Here is a 17,230-nt window from a genome sequence, read left to right as displayed (position 1 = left end):
CATTTGGTTAGAATGGCGGCTTTTGCAATTTTAAGGTGACTGTAACGTGACATCCAGACGCGTGTTGCCCGCTGAGTGGGCACCCCAGAGTGCCGTTGTACTTACCTGGCCCCACCCAGGTACTGACTGGGCAGGAATTATCGACGAGGTTGAGCCCGTATTTCTTGAAATTGCCCGCTCGATTCTGCGCTTCCAGCATCTGGTTATCAGCTGTGAACACGTGATCCGATTGCAGGATCTTGAGCGCGATCTCAACGCTTGGGCCAGCAGACAAAACCTGCCCGGTTGTGTGCATGCCGTGCCTGCACCCGCAAACGACACCTGGGCAAGGGATCACGGCCCCATTACCGTAATCACCGACGGCGCTCCGACCCTGCTGGATTTTCGGTTCAACGCCTGGGGCGGCAAGTTCCCCTGGGAAAAAGACGACGCCCTGAACCGTCATCTTGCCAATTTTGGTGTATTTGGAAACACCCCCATGCAGGCAGTGGACTTTGTACTGGAAGGTGGCTCCATCGAATCCGATGGCGAAGGCACCTTGCTAACCACCAGCGAGTGCTTGTTGACCCCTACACGCAATGCATCCATGGATCGCAGTGCCATTGAACGACTCCTGGCCGAAACTCTGGGTGCAGATCGCATTCTTTGGCTCAACCACGGCTATCTTGCGGGTGACGACACCGACAGCCACATAGATACTCTGGCCCGCTTTTGCGCCCCGGATCATATCTGCTACGTGACCTGCCCGGATGTGGCAGACGAACACTACAGTGCTCTGGCAGCCATGGAGGAAGACCTTCAGGAATTCCGCCAGCGCGATGGTTTGCCCTACAAGCTCACCGCTCTACCCTGGCCCGACCCGGTGCTTGGTGATGAAGGCGAGCGCCTCCCGGCAACTTACGCCAACTTTTTGATCATTAACGGCGCAGTACTACTACCAATATACGATGTACCTCAAGATGAAGACGCTATTCGTATTGTGAGCGGAATATTCCCTGACCGGGAGATAATCCCCATAAATTGCCGCCCACTGGTGAAGCAACATGGCAGCCTGCATTGCGTTACCATGCAGATTCCCGAAGGAGTCGTCACACTATGAGCAACCACCGGAATCGCAGCATGCGTGCTGACCAACTCAAAGTTGCCGCTGTTCAGCAAGCCTGTAGCGAAGACAAGGCCGCCAGCCTGGCCACCTCTGAAATGCTGCTTCGTGAAGCCGCTGCTGGCGGTGCTCAATTGATCGTCCTGCAGGAGCTTCACGCCACCCAGTATTTTTGCCAGACTGAAAACACCGATATATTCGACCTGGCAGAACCCATCCCGGGCCCCACAAGCGAGAGGCTCTCAAGCCTCGCTCGAGAGCTTGGGGTGGTCATCGTGGGTTCCATTTTCGAACGGCGCATGAACGGCGTTTATCACAACACTGCGGTGGTTATTGAGAGCGATGGTTCTATTGCAGGGCTGTATCGCAAAATGCATATTCCGGACGATCCAGGCTTCTATGAAAAGTTTTACTTCACACCCGGCGATGCCCAGTTTAACGATGGTCGTAGCGGTTTTTCTCCCATCGACACCTCCGTAGGTAAACTCGGGGTTCTCGTCTGCTGGGACCAGTGGTACCCGGAAGCCGCTCGCCTGATGGCACTGGCCGGAGCTGAGATACTGATTTACCCTACCGCCATCGGCTGGGACATAACCGATGATCCGGATGAACAAGCCCGCCAGCTGGAGGCCTGGATTACCGTTCAGCGTGGGCACGCTGTGGCCAACAACCTGCCGGTGATTGCCCCCAACCGGGTTGGCTCAGAACCGGACCCCAGCGGGCAATCTGACGGCATTCTGTTCTGGGGTAACAGCTTTATTTGCGGCCCCGAGGGGGAATTCCTGGCTCGCGCCGACGACAACACCGAGTGCATACTGAGCGTCACCCTTGATTGCCACCGCAGCGAGTCCATTCGACGCATATGGCCATACTTCAGAGACCGGCGCATCGACGCTTATGGCGACATTCTCAAAAGAGTAAGGGACTGAACCCGGAATGAAAAACCTGGTGGACAACGTAGTTACCGAACTGAACCAGATCTTGCTAGGTAAAGAGCGCCAGGTTCGCCTGGCTCTCTGCGGCCTGCTGGCCAGCGGCCACCTGTTGATTGAAGACATTCCAGGCATGGGCAAGACCACGTTGTCACATGCGTTGGCGAAAGTGATGGGCCTCAGCTATCAGCGCATTCAATTCACCAACGACCTGCTGCCGGCAGATGTACTGGGCTACTCCATGTACGACAAGCAAGCCGGGAGCCTGGTATTTCACCAGGGTCCTATCTTTGCACAGGTTATTCTTGCGGATGAAATCAACCGTGCCTCACCACGAACGCAAAGCGCCTTGCTTGAGGCCATGGAAGAACGCCAGGTATCCATTGAAGGCGAAACCCGCCCATTGCCACACCCCTTCTTTGTGATTGCCACCCAGAACCCCACAGAACAAGGCGGCACCTACCCACTACCGGAATCCCAGCTTGACCGCTTTCTGATGCGTATTCGACTTGGCTACCCCGACCCCAGAGCCGAGCGGGAGTTGCTGGAAGGTGAAGACCGCCGCATATTGACCGACCGGCTTGCTACCCTGCTTACCGAAACCGACCTGGAAAAACTTCAGGAACAGGTAACCCGCGTCACTGCCAGCCCGGCGTTACTGGATTACATACAGCGCCTGCTGGATCAAAGCCGCCGGATGCCCGGGTTGCTTTACGGCTTGTCGCCCAGAGCCGGTCTCGGACTACTTCGAGCCACAAAAGCCTGGGCCTTGATGCAAGGTCGCCAACACGCCCTGCCGGACGACATTCAGGCCGTATTTCCGTCAATTGCCGAGCACCGCCTGGAACAAGGCGAATCCGGCAAAAGCGCAGAGCGGGTAAGACAACTTCTGGCCAGCGTCTCTGTTCTGGAGTGACCGGGCAGGTAGATAGCATGGCTTTATCAGGGGAATTGACCAAAACAACTGGCAGCTTGCTGCATTCGTGATAGGCTTTTGATCTTCCTCGCAATATTGGCTCCGAATGAGCCCGACACATACCGAATTAACGAGAGACCCCCCATGAGCGAAACCAAACATTCCCGGCTAATCATCCTCGGTTCTGGCCCCGCCGGATACACCGCCGCTGTCTACGCAGCCAGAGCCAACCTCCAACCGACCCTTATCACCGGCATTGAAGTTGGCGGCCAGCTCACCACCACCACCGATGTAGACAACTGGCCCGGTGACAACGACGGCGTACAAGGCCCGGAACTGATGCAGCGCATGCTCAAACACGCCGAGCGCTTTGAAACCAACATCGTTTACGACACCATCAACGAAGCCGACCTGCAGACCCGCCCATTCCGCCTCAAAGGCGACAGCGGTGAATATACCTGCGACGCGCTAATCATCGCCACCGGCGCATCCGCCATGTACCTGGGCCTGGAATCCGAAGAAAAATTCAAAGGCCAGGGTGTATCCGCCTGCGCCACCTGCGACGGATTCTTCTACAAAAAACAGAAAGTCGCCGTTATCGGTGGCGGCAACACCGCCGTTGAAGAAGCCCTGTACCTCTCCAACATCGCCGACGAAGTCACCCTGGTACACCGCCGCGACAGCCTGCGCGCAGAGAAAATTCTGCAGGACAAACTCTTCGACAAAGCCGAAAACGGCAACATCAACATCGTTTGGGATCACACCCTCGACGAAGTCCTGGGCGACGGTACCGGCGTTACCGGCATGCGCATCAAAAGCATGAAGGACGACTCCACCCGTGAACTGGACCTGGCAGGCGTCTTCATCGCTATCGGCCACAAACCCAACACCGGCTTGTTCGAAGGTCAGCTGAACATGGAAAACGGCTACATCAAAATCCAGTCCGGCCTCGAAGGCATGGCCACCCAGGCCAGCATCCCGGGCGTATTCGCTGCCGGCGACGTAGCCGACCACGTTTACCGCCAGGCTGTAACCTCAGCCGGTTTTGGTTGCATGGCTGCGCTGGATGCCGAGAAGTTTCTGGATCAGCAGGGTTAAACCTAATTCAGCGAAACTGAATAAGGTAGCTTTCCCGCCGATAAGGCAGGTGAGGCTATGCTTACTTAAATTGCACCAAGAGCAGGCAATATTTAAGTCTGACGAAGACGGAGGGTGGGGCCTTCTGAAACTGTGCGGAGCCATGGATGGCGGAGCCAAGCGTACAAGGACGTATTCACAGCGTGTTTCAGAAGGCCCCACCCTCCGGCTGACACTCCCAATTCCAAGAAGCAAACTAACCCGGTACAAAACTGAAGCAGGATGACCTCACTACCCTGGCTAGACCCCGACTACCTGTGGTTCCCCCCAGCCGAAGAAGCCCTCGGTGACCCCGATGGCCTTCTTGCTCTAGGTGGTGACCTTTCCACAGAACGCCTGATCCTCGCCTACCGCAGCGGCATCTTCCCCTGGTACAGCGACGACCAACCCATACTCTGGTGGTCCCCAGACCCACGCTGCGTACTCTTCCCCGAAGACATACACATATCCCGGAGCCTGCGCCGAACCTTAAACCAACGTCGCTTCAGCGTAACCGCCGATCAGGTCTTTGGCCGCATAATTCGCCTGTGTGCCTCCACGCGCAGCGAAGGTACCTGGATAACCGATGACATGATTGCCAGTTACTCCGCCCTCCATCGCCAGGGCGTGGCCCACTCCATAGAAGTCTGGAACAACAAAGGCGAACTGGCCGGCGGCATGTACGGGTTGGCCATTGGGCAATGCTTCTTTGGCGAATCCATGTTCTCCCTGGAAACCAATGCCTCCAAAGTACTAATGGTCCACCTGGCCCATCAACTAAAAATCTGGGGTTACCGCATCATGGACTGCCAGGTTGAAAGCGACCACCTTCTCAGCATGGGTGCACGCACACTACCCAGGAGCGAGTTCTTATCTATAATCAGTGAGCACGCAGACAAAAAACCGAACCAGACCAACTGGACATTCGACTGGCAGTGGAACCTGCCGGAGGCATAAATGAGTAGTCTGAGAACCCTGGTGTTCTACGCAACACCAGCCCACGACTGCAGCTATCTACCTGATCGCGAAGCGACAACCATGTTCGTCGATCCGCGCGCCCACATCGACAGGAAACTCTATAGCCAGCTTACTGCACTGGGCTTTCGGCGCAGCGGTTCGCATTATTACAGACCTCATTGTGAAGCCTGCAACGCCTGCATCCCGGTACGACTGAACGTAAATGAATTCCGCCCGGATCGAAACCAGCGCAGGGTGCTGAAAAAAAACAGCGACATTGAATGCACACTGGTACCTGCCAGCTTCAGTGAGCATTATTATCGACTTTATGCCAACTATGTGGAGATACGCCATAAAGATGGCGACATGTACCCACCCTCCCGGGAACAGTTCATATCTTTTCTGGTAGAAGGTTCCACTGACTCCTGGTTCCTTGAAATGCGCAAAAATGGAGCGCTGGTAGGGCTTGCTGCAGTGGATGTTCTGGACGACGGACTTTCCGCCATATATACCGTATTCGATCCTGCACTGGAGAGCCGTAGCTTGGGCACCTTCGCCGTGCTCTGGCAGATTGAAGAAACCAAAAAGCGTGAACAGCCGCACCTCTATCTGGGTTACTGGATCAAAGAGTGCCAGAAGATGAACTACAAAACTCGCTTTAAACCCATGGAAGCGCTGCACGATGGCCAGTGGCGAACTTTAGAAACCGAATAGCACCAAAACATGAGACTATTGCCCCCCTTATTTACGTGTATCAAAGAACTCTCTTTGCCAAACGGCTACAAATCAGGCAGAATTGCGCAATTTAAAATTACGAAAAGTTTTCCCAATAGAGGTTTTTACTGAATGGCGAAGTCAGATGTCGTTGAAATGGAAGGTGTTATTCTTGATACCCTTCCAAACACTATGTTCCGGGTCGAATTGAGCAACGGTCATGTTGTTACCGCTCATATCTCTGGCAAGATGCGCAAAAACTACATCCGCATCCTCACCGGCGACAAGGTCAAGGTTGAGCTTACACCTTACGACCTGAGCAAAGGCCGGATTGTATACCGCGCCCGTTAAGACAAAGGCGACATTGAAGTATAAAAAAACCGCTGCATTACTATTACTGCAGCGGTTTTTTGTTAGTGCCCATACATAGCAGCAGAGCTGCCAGCCACCTTAGAGGGCCTCAGCAGGTTCGTCCTCATAGTCGAACACCAACTCGTCATCCTTGAGGTGGACAAACACATCCCCGCCCTTCTCTGACAACCGGCCAAACAGTATCTGCTCAGCAAGCGGGCGCTTGATCTTATCCTGGATCAGCCGTGCCATGGGGCGTGCACCCATAGTGACATCATAGCCCTTGTCAGCAAGCCACAGCTTGGCTGCATCATCCACATGCAACACCACGTGCTTTTCATCCAGCTGCGCCTGCAACTCGGTCAGGAACTTATCCACTACGTGAGTGATAGTGCCTTTCTGCAAATCGCCAAACTGGATAATACTATCCAGGCGGTTACGGAACTCTGGCGTAAAGGTTTTACTGATAATCTCCATGCCATCACTGCTGTGATCCTGCTCGCTAAAGCCCATAGACCGACGGGCCATGCTTTCAGCTCCGGCGTTGGTGGTCATCACGAGAATAACGTGGCGGAAGTCAGCCTTACGCCCGTTATTATCGGTCAAAGTACCATGATCCATAACCTGCAGAAGCAGGTTGAACACTTCCGGGTGCGCCTTCTCGATTTCATCCAGCAGCAAAACGCAATGTGGGTGCTTATTAACGGCTTCGGTTAACAACCCACCCTGGTCATAGCCCACATATCCCGGAGGGGCGCCAATCAGGCGAGAGACGGTATGACGCTCCATATACTCAGACATGTCAAACCGAACCAGCTCAACACCAAGGGCTTTCGCAAGCTGCTTGGTTACCTCTGTTTTACCAACACCGGTAGGCCCGGAAAACAAGAAAGAACCCTGCGGTTTTTCTGGCGCCTTCAGGCCAGCACGAGCAAGCTTGATGGCCATGGTGAGAGACTCGATAGCTGGATCCTGACCGAACACCACCATCTTGAGATCACGCTCCAGGTTGCGCAGCAGATCCTTGTCGCTGGTGGACACGTTCTTGGGCGGAATACGTGCAATTTTGGCAACGACATCTTCAATTTCCGCGACATCTACCGTTTTCACACGCTTGTCCTCGGGCATCAGTCGCTGCCTTGCACCCGCTTCATCGATCACATCGATGGCTTTGTCCGGCAAGTGGCGATCTGTGATGTACCTATCTGCCAGTTCGGCAGCCACCCGCAAGGCCTGGTCTGTGTATTCCAGATCGTGGTGTTTTTCGAAATTCGGCTTAAGGCCTTTGAGAATCTGATAGGTATCTTCAACACTCGGCTCGTTCACATCGATTTTCTGGAAGCGACGGGCTAAAGCGCTGTCCTTCTCGAAGATACCGCGAAATTCCTGATAGGTAGTGGAGCCTATGCAGCGAATCTCCCCTGAACCCAGCATTGGTTTAAGCAGGTTAGAGGCGTCCATCACACCGCCAGAAGCAGAGCCTGCGCCGATGATGGTGTGAATTTCATCAATAAACAAAATGGCATGATTTTGTTTCTTCAATTCTGCCAGCAGAGCCTTCAGGCGCTTCTCGAAGTCGCCACGGTACTTGGTTCCTGCAAGCAAAGCGCCAAGATCCAGCGAATATACAACACCATCTGCAATAATCTCTGGCACCTGACCATCCACAATACGCTTGGCCAGACCTTCAGCTATGGCTGTTTTGCCCACACCAGCCTCACCCACCAGCAGCGGGTTGTTCTTGCGCCGGCGAACCAGAATCTGCACCACGCGCTCAACCTCATGCTCGCGACCGATCAACGGATCAATGCGGCCCTGACGTGCTTGCTCGTTCAAATTGGTTGCGTATGTTTCCAGCGGCTTGGACTGCCCGCCCTCTTCGCCTGCTTCTTCCTGGGAGGCTTGCTCGATACCTTCCTGATCTTCAGCGCCCTGAACACGGGAAATCCCGTGGGACACAAAGTTAACGATATCAATCCGTGCAATGCTCTGTTTCTTCAGCACGTACACGGCCTGACTTTCCTGCTCGCTGAAAATGGCGACCAGCACATTGGCACCGGTAACCTCTTTCTTGCCAGAGGACTGCACATGAAACACAGCACGCTGCAATACTCGCTGAAACCCGAGCGTTGGCTGGGTCTCGCGTTCATCGTCGCTACCTGGAATCAGCGGTGTTGTAGAGTCCACAAATTCGACCAGCTCATCATGGAGCTGTTTGAGATCTGCGCCACAGGCTTTGAGCACACCCACTGCAGATTCATTTTCCAACAGAGCTAACAATAAATGCTCTACGGTCATGAATTCATGGCGTTTGTCGCGGGCACTTTTAAAAGCCGTATTCAGCGTAATTTCAAGATCTTTGCTCAGCATAGGCCACCCCAACGTCTATCAGTCTGCACATTCAATCTCGCAAAGGAGCGGATGTTCGCATTCAGAGGAATACTGGTTCACCTGTGCCGCCTTTGTTTCCGCGATGTCCCGGGTATAAACCCCGCATACGGCTTTTCCTTGCGTATGGACGAGCAGCATCACCTGCGTCGCCTTTTCTTCATTCATTCCGAAGAATGTCATCAACACATCCACAACAAAATCCATGGGTGTGTAATCGTCGTTCAGAAGCATCACCTTGTATTGTGCCGGACGCTTCAGTGCAGGCTTTTCGGGAGCAACGCTGAGCTCATCATGACGCCCAGGCAGTTCTTCCTCCCCTTGGTTTAATACTAGTAGAGAATTTTCGATAGTCCGCATCATTCTTTTCCGGTTATCGGTGTCCTTCAATCATTAATGTGGTTGCCTGGTCCCGGGTTTTCAAGTCAGTTCCAGACCCGGGCGTGAAATAATCAACTATACGAACATGATACCGTTTCCGGACTAGGTTCAACCACACAATACCGCAATACAGGCTATTGACTCGACCCAAGCTTTCGCCGACAGTTAACCTGTAGTGTTAAATAATGTAAACATATGAGCATTTCATGTAACATTGTTGTGCAACTGAAACTGGCAAAATTAAGACTCAGAGCCGGTTTTCATGACTAACAACAACAAGTGACAGCAAAAGAACAGGGGAGTTCATCATGCCAAGAGGCAAAGTAAAGTGGTTCAACAATGCCAAAGGGTACGGTTTCATCATAGAAGATGGCTGCAGTGACGACCTGTTTGCCCACTTTTCATCTGTGCAGATGGATGGCTATAAGACACTGAAAGCAGGCCAGACAGTCAGTTTCGAGAAAAAGCCTAGCGACAAAGGTGTCCATGCTGTGAACATCGTGCCCGATGAACAGGCCGATGGGCAGACGCAAGCGGGCGCAACCGATGCGGCCGCGCCGGCAACTGATCCAGGACATTATCAATCTCGCGCCGCGAATTCCTGATAAACACCTCAGGTAAGCCCCCCGCAGACTGAATCTTTCTGCCGGACCAACCCGGTGGGCTTAATTATTCGCGCAAGGTAAATATGTCTGCCTTGCGCTTTCAAACCTTGCTTTTTCTGCGTAACCTTTATCGCCGCATACTGTTACACCGCCCTGGAGCCGACTCTGTGGCAGACCTCATTCTATTCAACAAACCCTTCCAGGTGCTCTGTCAGTTTACTGATGAATCCATGGCTGGCAGGCAAAAGCCACGGGGCACTCTTGCTGACTGGATTCGCATTCCGGGCATCTACCCAGCAGGACGGCTGGATTACGATTCCGAGGGGCTTCTGCTACTTACCAGTGATGGCATGCTCCAACACCGAATTGCCTCGCCTGGGCAGAAGGTACCAAAAACCTATTGGGTTCAGGTTGAAGGCAGCATTTCAAACAACGCTATAGACAAGCTCGCTCAAGGCGTGACGCTCAAAGACGGGCCCACACGGCCAGCAAAAGCCAGACAAATAGCAGAACCGGACATCTGGCCCCGGGTTCCACCAGTGCGCCAACGCAACACAGTACCCACGAGCTGGCTTGAACTGACCATCACCGAAGGGCGTAACAGGCAAGTTCGGAGAATGACCGCCGCCGTCGGGTTTCCAACATTACGACTGATCCGCTATCGTATTGGCGACTGGTCGCTGGATGGGCTTGCACCGGGCGAATCCCGAACAATACCCATCCACTTACCTGCAACCTCACAACCCGGAAAACGCCCGAGACACAAGCACTCGACCAGCAAACCAAGGAGAGGACGAAACCCATGACCTGGACCCCACACGCAACGGTAGCCGTGGTGGTTGAAGATACCCAAGGCCGCTTTCTGATGGTTGAAGAGCGCAGCAGTGGTAAAATTGTCTTCAATCAGCCAGCTGGCCATGTTGAGGAAGACGAACCCATTCTGGATGCTGTTCGACGTGAAGCTCTGGAGGAAACCGGCTGGGAAATTGAGCCCGAACACTTTCTGGGCTTTTATACTTATAAAGCACCGGCAAACGGAGTGACCTACTACCGCTTCTGTTTTATTGGCAAGGCACAACAGCAGGTAACCGATGAGTTGGACAAAGGCATTATTGCTGCGCACTGGCTATCACTCGACGACATTCGGCAGCTAGGTGACAAGTTGCGCAGCCCTCTGGTTCTCAAAAGCATAGAGGATTACCGAAGTGGTCGATGCTTTCCATTGGATGTGATCGCTGATTCGCAGACGTAACCGGTGCGAAATGGTAAACTATCGCGTTTTTCACCGGTGCCCCGAATTATCATGACGAATACATCTTCCCAATCCCGCTCACCCGAAAACGCCCAAGTTATCGTCGGTATGTCCGGCGGTGTCGACTCATCGGTTGCGGCCTGGCTATTAAAGGATCAGGGGTATCAGGTCGAAGGCCTGTTCATGAAGAACTGGGATGAAGATGACGGCACCGAATACTGTACTGCCATGACCGATCTGGCAGATGCCCAAGCTGTGGCCGATGCTATCGGAATCAAACTCCATACTGCGAGTTTTGCCGCTGAATACTGGGATCGTGTTTTCGAGCACTTCCTGTCTGAATATAAAGCGGGCCGCACCCCTAACCCGGACATTCTTTGCAACAAAGAGGTCAAGTTCCGGGCATTTCTTGACTACGCCATCACCTTGGGTGCTGACTATATCGCTACCGGGCACTATACCCGCCAGCGCCCGCTTTCAGACGGCTCAGGTAAAGCTTATTTGCTAAAGGGTCTGGATGGCAACAAAGATCAGAGCTACTTCCTGCATGCAGTGTCAGGTGATCGAATCGCTCGAACCCTGTTCCCCGTAGGTGAACTGGAAAAGCCCGAAGTTCGCAGGATTGCTGAGCAACAAGGGTTCATCACCCATGATAAAAAAGACTCCACTGGCATCTGTTTTATTGGAGAGCGCAAATTCAGCGACTTCCTGAAACAGTATTTGCCAGCGCAACCAGGTGACATTGAAACCCCGGATGGTATTAAAATCGGCCGTCACCAGGGCCTTATGTATCACACCATTGGTCAGCGCCAAGGCCTTGGTATCGGTGGGTTGAGTAACTTCAGTGATGAGCCTTGGTACGTGGCCGAGAAAGATCTGAACCGCAACGTATTGCTTGCAGTACAGGGCAAGCATCACCCACTTCTTTTCTCTCGCGGTTTACTCTCCGACCCGATCGACTGGGTTGCCGGTGAGCCGCCAGCAGAGTCCTTTCGCTGTATGGCAAAAACTCGCTATCGTCAACCGGACCAGGCCTGTGAAGTCACAGTAATTGACGGCGGTGTGCAAGTTGTTTTTGATGCTCCCCAAAGAGCTGTAACACCGGGGCAGTCCGTTGTTTTTTATGACGGTGACATCTGCTTGGGTGGTGGCGTTATTACGGAAACCTGGCGCGACGGAGAAGCCCTGCCAGATCGCATTGCACATACTCAGGACTCTCACCTATGAGCCGGTCGATACACGACCAGACCCTTGCACTTGCGGGCGTATTTCAAGCTGCCAACCTGGTCCAGCAAATTGCCAATAACGGTAGCTGTAACCAAACCAGCATGGAAACCTGCCTGCGCTCACTGTTTGCCACCCAACCCGCTAACACCCTTGATGTTTATGGCGGTGAATTGACGGATATTCGTGAAGGCCTGATTACGCTTTCGGCGGTTATGAGCGAACAAAAAAAACAGCAGGATATCGAGGTGCTGCGCTATGTACTGAACCTCATTCACCTGGAATCCAAGCTCAACCGGAACAAGGATATGCTGCAAGTGATTGGCAGCCGCATTGAGCAGGCCCGGCACACCGCCAGTCATTTTGGTTTTGTGCATCCGAACCTGATCAGCAATCTGGCCTCTATTTACACAGATACCATCAGCACCTTCAGCCTGCGCATCCAGGTTAGCGGTAACCCATCATTGCTACAACAGGATGATAATGCAGCAAAAGTTCGCGCACTCCTGCTTGCGGGCATCCGCTCAGCAGTGCTCTGGAGGCAATCCGGAGGACGCCGCTGGCAACTGATTCTGGCACGCCGCAAGGTGATCCAGCATGCCCGGCAACTCGCAGAGAAAGCCAACCGCTCTTTTGATAACTGATCTGTTGCGACTGATTCACCAGCCATGCTGGTGTATTATGGATTATCCCATTTTTTTCTGATTCGATTCTTTGATTATTTGAGAGGTTTTCAATGGAACTCAACGCCCTGACCGCCATTTCCCCGGTCGATGGACGCTATGGCAGCAGAGTCAGCGTTTTCCGCGGTATTTTCAGCGAGTACGGATTGATCAGGAACCGTGTGACGGTAGAAATCCGGTGGCTCCAGCAGTTGGCGGCGCACCCAGAGATCACTGAGGTTCCAGCATTCAGCACTGAAGCGAACGCTTTCCTTGATGGAATGGTCAATGGTTTCAGCCTGCAAGATGCTGAGCGTATCAAGGAGATCGAGCGCACCACAAACCACGACGTAAAAGCCGTTGAGTATTTTATCAAGGAGCGAATCGCCGAGGTTCCGGAACTGCACGCAGTCACCGAATTCGTTCACTTCGCCTGCACCTCGGAAGACATCAACAACCTGTCCCACGCCCTGATGCTACGTGAAGGTCTGGACAAAGGCCTGTTGCCAGCCATGAACCGGGTTGCCGATATGCTGGGCGACCTCTCCAAAGAGCACGCTGACCAGCCCATGCTGTCTCGCACCCACGGCCAGACTGCATCACCAACCACCGTAGGCAAAGAGTTCGCCAACGTGGTGTACCGCCTGCGCCGGCAAATCAAGCAGATTGGTGACATAGAGATACTGGGCAAGATCAACGGCGCCGTAGGCAACTACAACGCGCACATCTCTGCTTATCCTGCAGTAGATTGGGCCGCCAACGCCAAGGCGTTTATTGAAAGCCTCGGCCTCGACTTCAACCCGTACACCACACAGATTGAACCCCACGACTACATCGCCGAACTGTACGATGCCGTTGCCCGCTTCAACACCATCGTGATTGATCTCGACCGGGATATCTGGGGCTATATTTCACTGGGTTACTTCAAGCAGAAAACCATTGAAGGCGAAGTGGGTTCCTCCACCATGCCCCACAAGGTTAACCCGATTGATTTCGAAAACTCCGAAGGCAACCTCGGGATTGCTAACGCAGTGCTTGGACATCTGTCTGCCAAGCTACCGATTTCCCGCTGGCAGCGCGATCTGACCGACTCCACCGTTCTGCGCAACCTGGGCGTCGGCTTTGCCCACAGCCTGATTGCCTACGAAGCCACCCTGAAAGGCCTGGGCAAGCTGGAGATCAACCCTGCGCGCCTTGACGAAGATCTCGACAACGCCTGGGAAGTGCTTGCAGAGCCGATCCAGACGGTAATGCGCCGCTACAACATTGAGAAGCCCTACGAAAAACTCAAGGCACTGACCCGCGGTAAAGCCATGACGCCCGAGGTGATCCAGAACTTTGTGGAAACCCTTGAGATGCCAGACAGCGCCAAAGCGGAACTGATGGCACTCACTCCGGGCAACTACATCGGCAACGCCGTTGATCAGGCTCGCAATATCTAACTTGAGGAAGCGCACCATGGATATGCTTGGCGGACTTTCGCCTTCGGAATTTCTGAGGGACTACTGGCAGAAAAAGCCTCTGGTCATCCGCCAGGCATTTCCCGGCTTCCAGTGCCCTGTCGATGCAGAAGAACTGGCGGGCCTTGCCTGCGAAGAGGGTGTGGAGTCCCGCATCATTATCGAAAATGATAACGGTAAGCCCTGGCAGCTGCATAACGGCCCCTTCCCGGAAGATCGATTCAGCAAGCTGCCGGCGCAAGATTGGACACTGCTGGTTCAGGGGCTGGATCATTGGGTTCCTGAGGTTGCCGATCTACTGGAGCACTTTCGCTTTGTTCCCAACTGGCGCCTGGACGACATTATGGCCAGCTATGCGCCCAAGGGTGGCAGCGTAGGCCCTCACTACGATCAATACGATGTATTCCTGCTGCAAGGACAGGGCAATCGTCGCTGGACGTTCGGTGGTCGCTGCGACGCAACGTCACCCCGAGTAGACGGCACGCCCCTACGCATCCTCAGCAGCTGGGAAGGCGAAGAAACCGTCACTCTGGAACCCGGCGATATGCTGTATCTACCCCCGGGTATTGGCCATCACGGCATTGCCGAAAATGATTGTATTACCTTATCCGTAGGGTTTCGTGCACCTACCATAGACGACCTGCTTACGGGGTTTACCGACTTCCTGTGTAATCAGCCCGGGGCTGATGAGCACATGAATGACCCGGACCTGCAGGTTCAGGAGAACCCCGGCACTATCGCCCCGACGGTAATTGACCGGCTACAAGCCATTCTGACCGAGAAGCTTGAGGATAAGCGCCAGCTAGCCTTATGGTTTGGGCAATACGCTACAGCACCCAAAAACATGGATGTGGTGGTGCCAGCCGACGAACCTGCGACTGATCACGACCTGGCGGAGGCCATGCGCGCGGGCGAGCAATTACGCTGGAATGAAGGTTCCCGCTTTGCGTATCACGAGATAAACGACGAAACTGCCTTGTTTGTTGACGGTGAGCAATTCTTGCTCAGAGGCGAAGCACGCCCTTTTGCGCCTTTAATATGTGCCGGGGCGCGCATCGACAAGGACGCGCTAAAGCAATTTGCCGAAGACTCCGCTCTGCTCGGCCTGCTGACCAACCTTTATAATCAAGGCTCTGTATATTTCGAGTGAAGCCATGACCATAAGGATTCGCAAATACAGCTGGCAACTTGCTCCGCGGCATATCCGGGAGATCCGCCAGAAAGTCTTCGTTGAAGAACAGAGGGTCCCGCCAGAGCTGGAATGGGACAGCACTGACGAAATCGCCGATCACTTTCTTGCGGTGCTACCAGACAACACACCGGCAGGCGTGGCCAGACTGTTTTCAACCCTGGACGAAACCGGCCACATAGGGCGCATGGCCGTACTGCCGCAGTTTCGCGGACGAGGTATCGGTGAGGCTCTGCTTCAGCACCTGATCACAGCGTCCGCCGGGGAGTACCAGGAATTAAAACTGTCTGCTCAGCAGCACGCCATTGAGTTTTATCAGCGCTCCGGGTTTCATGTTTGCTCCGAGCCCTACGACGATGCCGGCATACCTCATTTGGACATGCGCTGTCTGGCACCAGCGCTAATTGGGCTCAAAATCAGCTTGGAGAGACCTAAGCCCTTGCAACTGGGTGCAGATGCCCACTCCTGGCTCTTTGATGATGCGAGCAGTCTTGTTGGCCTGATGGACTCTATGGTTGGCCAAACCAGCCAGCGGCTGTGGCTGTATGACCGGATACTGGACCATGATCTTTATGACCGCACCAGGTTCCGGGAACTGATATCCGGCCTTGCCCGCCGTCATAGGCACAGTGAAATTCGCCTGCTGATCCATGATGACAAGCCGCTGATAAAGCGCCGTCACCAACTCGTGGAGCTTATGCGGCGATTGCCCAGTCGTATTGACCTCAGGCTGATCAACAGTAACCTCTCCCATGAAGACCATCCATTCCTTCTTGCGGACCGCGAAGGCGTATTATATCGGCATGACTTTACCCGCCCAACGGGATTTGCAGGCTTCTCCGACAACGGACGTGTGCGGATGCTGTCTGAAGAATTCCAGCGTATGTGGAACACTGGTCACAATTCCCTTGAACTACGGGAACTCCCTATCTGATTGGTGCGCCATGGGCGTGTCTGCCGACTCAAAGCGTGCTCCAAAGGGTGCAAACTCTTCATCAACCTCTTCCGCCACCTCTGTTATCAACCGACGCAGCCACTGATGGTCCGAGTTATGCTGCAACAATGGGCTCCAAGCCATTTTCAATTCGAAAGGGGGAATCTCAAAAGGTGGAATCTTTACAACCAGGTTGGCATTGTCTTTTTGCAGCCAGGCAGCCCGGGACGGCAGCGTGGCAATGAGATCGTGCTGCTCCGCTAGCAGCATCGCTGACTGATAATGCCGGGTGAACACTGAAATCTGGCGTTTGCTACCCATGCGAGTCAGAGCCTCATCAACCCAACCAAGCCGTTGCACATCGTTCGGGTTCACCCCGACACCTACACCAAAGCCGGTTTTGCTAACCCATATATGGCTGGCATCCAAATAGGTATCCAAGGTAAAAGGCTGCTTGAGTATCGGGTTCCGGGCATTCATTAAACAGGCAAAGTACTCGATCCACAGTGTTTTCTGGTGAAACGATTGGGGGATTTTGTCAAATCGGTTAATGGCCATGTCCAGACGCCCCTGCTCCACATCCAGAAAACTGACATCACTCGGAGTCAGAACGTCCAGAGTTACATGGGGCGCCTCCTGCCGGATTCGCCGTAATACCCTGGGCATCAGACAGGATTCTGCATAGTCACTGGCCATAATGCGAAACACCCTTTGGCTTTCAAGGGCTTCAAAAGGCGTTTTTTCCTGCACTGCCTGCTCAATGTCAGCCAGGATACCTCTTACCAACGGCTGCAGTTCTTGTGCGCGCTCTGTAGCGGTCATGCCTTCGCTTGTTCGCACCAGCAAAGGATCTCCAAACAAATTCCGCAAACGGCGCAGGCTGTTGCTCATTGCCGGCTGGGTAATACCAAGATGATTTGCCGCTTTGGTTACGTTACGCTCCCTCAGCAAAACATCAAGATAAACAAGCAGGTTGAGATCAATACGTGAAAGATTCATAAGCAACTCCCGGACATAAGGAAAACCATTGGCCGAATACATGCCTCG

Annotated in this window: 18 protein-coding genes; 15 read left to right on the top strand and 3 right to left on the bottom strand. The window is 53.7% G+C overall.

The window, feature by feature from the left end; genetic code table 11:
• The first annotated feature begins 46 nt into the window (after positions 1-46).
• The 7 genes from CDH47_RS09715 (at position 47) to infA (ending at position 6,088) form a co-directional block, all read left to right on the top strand.
• Positions 47-1,099, top strand: a complete 1,053-nt coding sequence (locus CDH47_RS09715) for an agmatine deiminase family protein (protein WP_193601633.1) — start codon at positions 47-49, stop codon at positions 1,097-1,099.
• Complete coding sequence (locus CDH47_RS09710; RefSeq protein ID WP_239985688.1) at positions 1,096-2,031, top strand: carbon-nitrogen hydrolase; 936 nt, start codon at positions 1,096-1,098, stop codon at positions 2,029-2,031. The genes CDH47_RS09715 and CDH47_RS09710 overlap by 4 nt, the downstream gene beginning before the upstream one ends.
• Positions 2,032-2,038: 7 nt before the next feature.
• The gene (locus CDH47_RS09705; RefSeq protein WP_100639668.1) at positions 2,039-2,950 is read left to right on the top strand and encodes an AAA family ATPase; all 912 of its coding nucleotides are present in this window, start codon (positions 2,039-2,041) and stop codon (positions 2,948-2,950) included.
• A 144-nt stretch (positions 2,951-3,094) separates the two neighbouring features.
• Positions 3,095-4,048 (top strand): thioredoxin-disulfide reductase, encoded by a 954-nt coding sequence (trxB, locus tag CDH47_RS09700; RefSeq protein WP_100639667.1) that lies wholly within the window; start codon positions 3,095-3,097, stop codon positions 4,046-4,048.
• 261 nt (positions 4,049-4,309) lie between these two features.
• Positions 4,310-5,023, top strand: a complete 714-nt coding sequence (gene aat, locus CDH47_RS09695) for a leucyl/phenylalanyl-tRNA--protein transferase (RefSeq protein ID WP_100639666.1) — start codon at positions 4,310-4,312, stop codon at positions 5,021-5,023.
• A complete protein-coding gene (locus CDH47_RS09690; protein ID WP_100639665.1) occupies positions 5,024-5,737 on the top strand; it encodes an arginyltransferase in 714 nt (237 codons plus the stop codon).
• Between the two features lie 132 nt (positions 5,738-5,869).
• A complete protein-coding gene (infA, locus tag CDH47_RS09685) occupies positions 5,870-6,088 on the top strand; it encodes a translation initiation factor IF-1 (RefSeq protein WP_096781506.1) in 219 nt (72 codons plus the stop codon).
• Positions 6,089-6,187: 99 nt separating this feature from the next.
• On the opposite strand, the gene clpA is transcribed toward infA, so the two are convergent.
• Together clpA and clpS are read right to left on the bottom strand one after the other, a co-directional pair.
• The gene (gene clpA / locus CDH47_RS09680; RefSeq protein WP_100639664.1) at positions 6,188-8,458 is read right to left on the bottom strand and encodes an ATP-dependent Clp protease ATP-binding subunit ClpA; all 2,271 of its coding nucleotides are present in this window, start codon (positions 8,456-8,458) and stop codon (positions 6,188-6,190) included.
• An 18-nt stretch (positions 8,459-8,476) separates the two neighbouring features.
• Positions 8,477-8,836: an ATP-dependent Clp protease adapter ClpS gene (clpS, locus tag CDH47_RS09675; RefSeq protein WP_100639663.1), complete on the bottom strand. Its 360-nt coding sequence runs from the start codon at positions 8,834-8,836 to the stop codon at positions 8,477-8,479.
• A 329-nt stretch (positions 8,837-9,165) separates the two neighbouring features.
• Here clpS and CDH47_RS09670 point away from each other — a divergent pair, with 329 nt between their 5' ends.
• The 8 genes from CDH47_RS09670 (at position 9,166) to CDH47_RS09635 (ending at position 16,183) form a co-directional block, all read left to right on the top strand.
• Entirely contained in the window at positions 9,166-9,462 is a 297-nt protein-coding gene (locus tag CDH47_RS09670) for a cold shock domain-containing protein (protein WP_100639662.1), read from the top strand.
• 167 nt (positions 9,463-9,629) lie between these two features.
• A complete protein-coding gene (locus CDH47_RS09665; RefSeq protein ID WP_100639792.1) occupies positions 9,630-10,268 on the top strand; it encodes a pseudouridine synthase in 639 nt (212 codons plus the stop codon).
• Entirely contained in the window at positions 10,265-10,714 is a 450-nt protein-coding gene (locus CDH47_RS09660) for an NUDIX hydrolase (RefSeq protein WP_100639661.1), read from the top strand. Before CDH47_RS09665 ends, CDH47_RS09660 begins: the two co-directional genes overlap by 4 nt.
• A gap of 51 nt (positions 10,715-10,765) precedes the next feature.
• Complete coding sequence (gene mnmA, locus CDH47_RS09655) at positions 10,766-11,941, top strand: tRNA 2-thiouridine(34) synthase MnmA (protein ID WP_100639660.1); 1,176 nt, start codon at positions 10,766-10,768, stop codon at positions 11,939-11,941.
• Entirely contained in the window at positions 11,938-12,582 is a 645-nt protein-coding gene (hflD, locus tag CDH47_RS09650; RefSeq protein ID WP_100639659.1) for a high frequency lysogenization protein HflD, read from the top strand. Before mnmA ends, hflD begins: the two co-directional genes overlap by 4 nt.
• 92 nt (positions 12,583-12,674) lie before the next feature.
• A complete protein-coding gene (gene purB / locus CDH47_RS09645; RefSeq protein ID WP_100639658.1) occupies positions 12,675-14,042 on the top strand; it encodes an adenylosuccinate lyase in 1,368 nt (455 codons plus the stop codon).
• 16 nt (positions 14,043-14,058) lie between these two features.
• Positions 14,059-15,210: a JmjC domain-containing protein gene (locus tag CDH47_RS09640; RefSeq protein ID WP_100639657.1), complete on the top strand. Its 1,152-nt coding sequence runs from the start codon at positions 14,059-14,061 to the stop codon at positions 15,208-15,210.
• Positions 15,211-15,214: 4 nt separating this feature from the next.
• A complete protein-coding gene (locus tag CDH47_RS09635; RefSeq protein ID WP_100639656.1) occupies positions 15,215-16,183 on the top strand; it encodes a GNAT family N-acetyltransferase in 969 nt (322 codons plus the stop codon).
• Here the strand turns inward: CDH47_RS09635 and CDH47_RS09630 are convergent.
• A complete protein-coding gene (locus tag CDH47_RS09630; RefSeq protein WP_100639791.1) occupies positions 16,163-17,182 on the bottom strand; it encodes a LysR family transcriptional regulator in 1,020 nt (339 codons plus the stop codon). The two genes, CDH47_RS09635 and CDH47_RS09630, sit on opposite strands and share 21 nt — an antisense overlap.
• Positions 17,183-17,230 lie beyond the last annotated feature (48 nt).

This window comes from Marinobacter salexigens, assembly GCF_002806945.1.
In the GTDB taxonomy this organism is placed as follows: Bacteria; Pseudomonadota; Gammaproteobacteria; order Pseudomonadales; family Oleiphilaceae; genus Marinobacter; species Marinobacter salexigens.
This window is presented reverse-complemented; position numbering and strand designations above follow the sequence as displayed.

Coding starts and splice junctions, on each gene's coding strand:
- CDH47_RS09710 (WP_239985688.1), top strand. CDS start 1,096: ATGAGCAACCACCGGAATCGCAGCATGCGTGCTGACCAACTCAAAGTT.
- CDH47_RS09705 (WP_100639668.1), top strand. CDS start 2,039: ATGAAAAACCTGGTGGACAACGTAGTTACCGAACTGAACCAGATCTTG.
- trxB (WP_100639667.1), top strand. CDS start 3,095: ATGAGCGAAACCAAACATTCCCGGCTAATCATCCTCGGTTCTGGCCCC.
- aat (WP_100639666.1), top strand. CDS start 4,310: ATGACCTCACTACCCTGGCTAGACCCCGACTACCTGTGGTTCCCCCCA.
- CDH47_RS09690 (WP_100639665.1), top strand. CDS start 5,024: ATGAGTAGTCTGAGAACCCTGGTGTTCTACGCAACACCAGCCCACGAC.
- infA (WP_096781506.1), top strand. CDS start 5,870: ATGGCGAAGTCAGATGTCGTTGAAATGGAAGGTGTTATTCTTGATACC.
- clpA (WP_100639664.1), bottom strand. CDS start 8,458: ATGCTGAGCAAAGATCTTGAAATTACGCTGAATACGGCTTTTAAAAGT.
- clpS (WP_100639663.1), bottom strand. CDS start 8,836: ATGCGGACTATCGAAAATTCTCTACTAGTATTAAACCAAGGGGAGGAA.
- CDH47_RS09670 (WP_100639662.1), top strand. CDS start 9,166: ATGCCAAGAGGCAAAGTAAAGTGGTTCAACAATGCCAAAGGGTACGGT.
- CDH47_RS09660 (WP_100639661.1), top strand. CDS start 10,265: ATGACCTGGACCCCACACGCAACGGTAGCCGTGGTGGTTGAAGATACC.
- mnmA (WP_100639660.1), top strand. CDS start 10,766: ATGACGAATACATCTTCCCAATCCCGCTCACCCGAAAACGCCCAAGTT.
- hflD (WP_100639659.1), top strand. CDS start 11,938: ATGAGCCGGTCGATACACGACCAGACCCTTGCACTTGCGGGCGTATTT.
- purB (WP_100639658.1), top strand. CDS start 12,675: ATGGAACTCAACGCCCTGACCGCCATTTCCCCGGTCGATGGACGCTAT.
- CDH47_RS09640 (WP_100639657.1), top strand. CDS start 14,059: ATGGATATGCTTGGCGGACTTTCGCCTTCGGAATTTCTGAGGGACTAC.
- CDH47_RS09635 (WP_100639656.1), top strand. CDS start 15,215: ATGACCATAAGGATTCGCAAATACAGCTGGCAACTTGCTCCGCGGCAT.
- CDH47_RS09630 (WP_100639791.1), bottom strand. CDS start 17,182: ATGAATCTTTCACGTATTGATCTCAACCTGCTTGTTTATCTTGATGTT.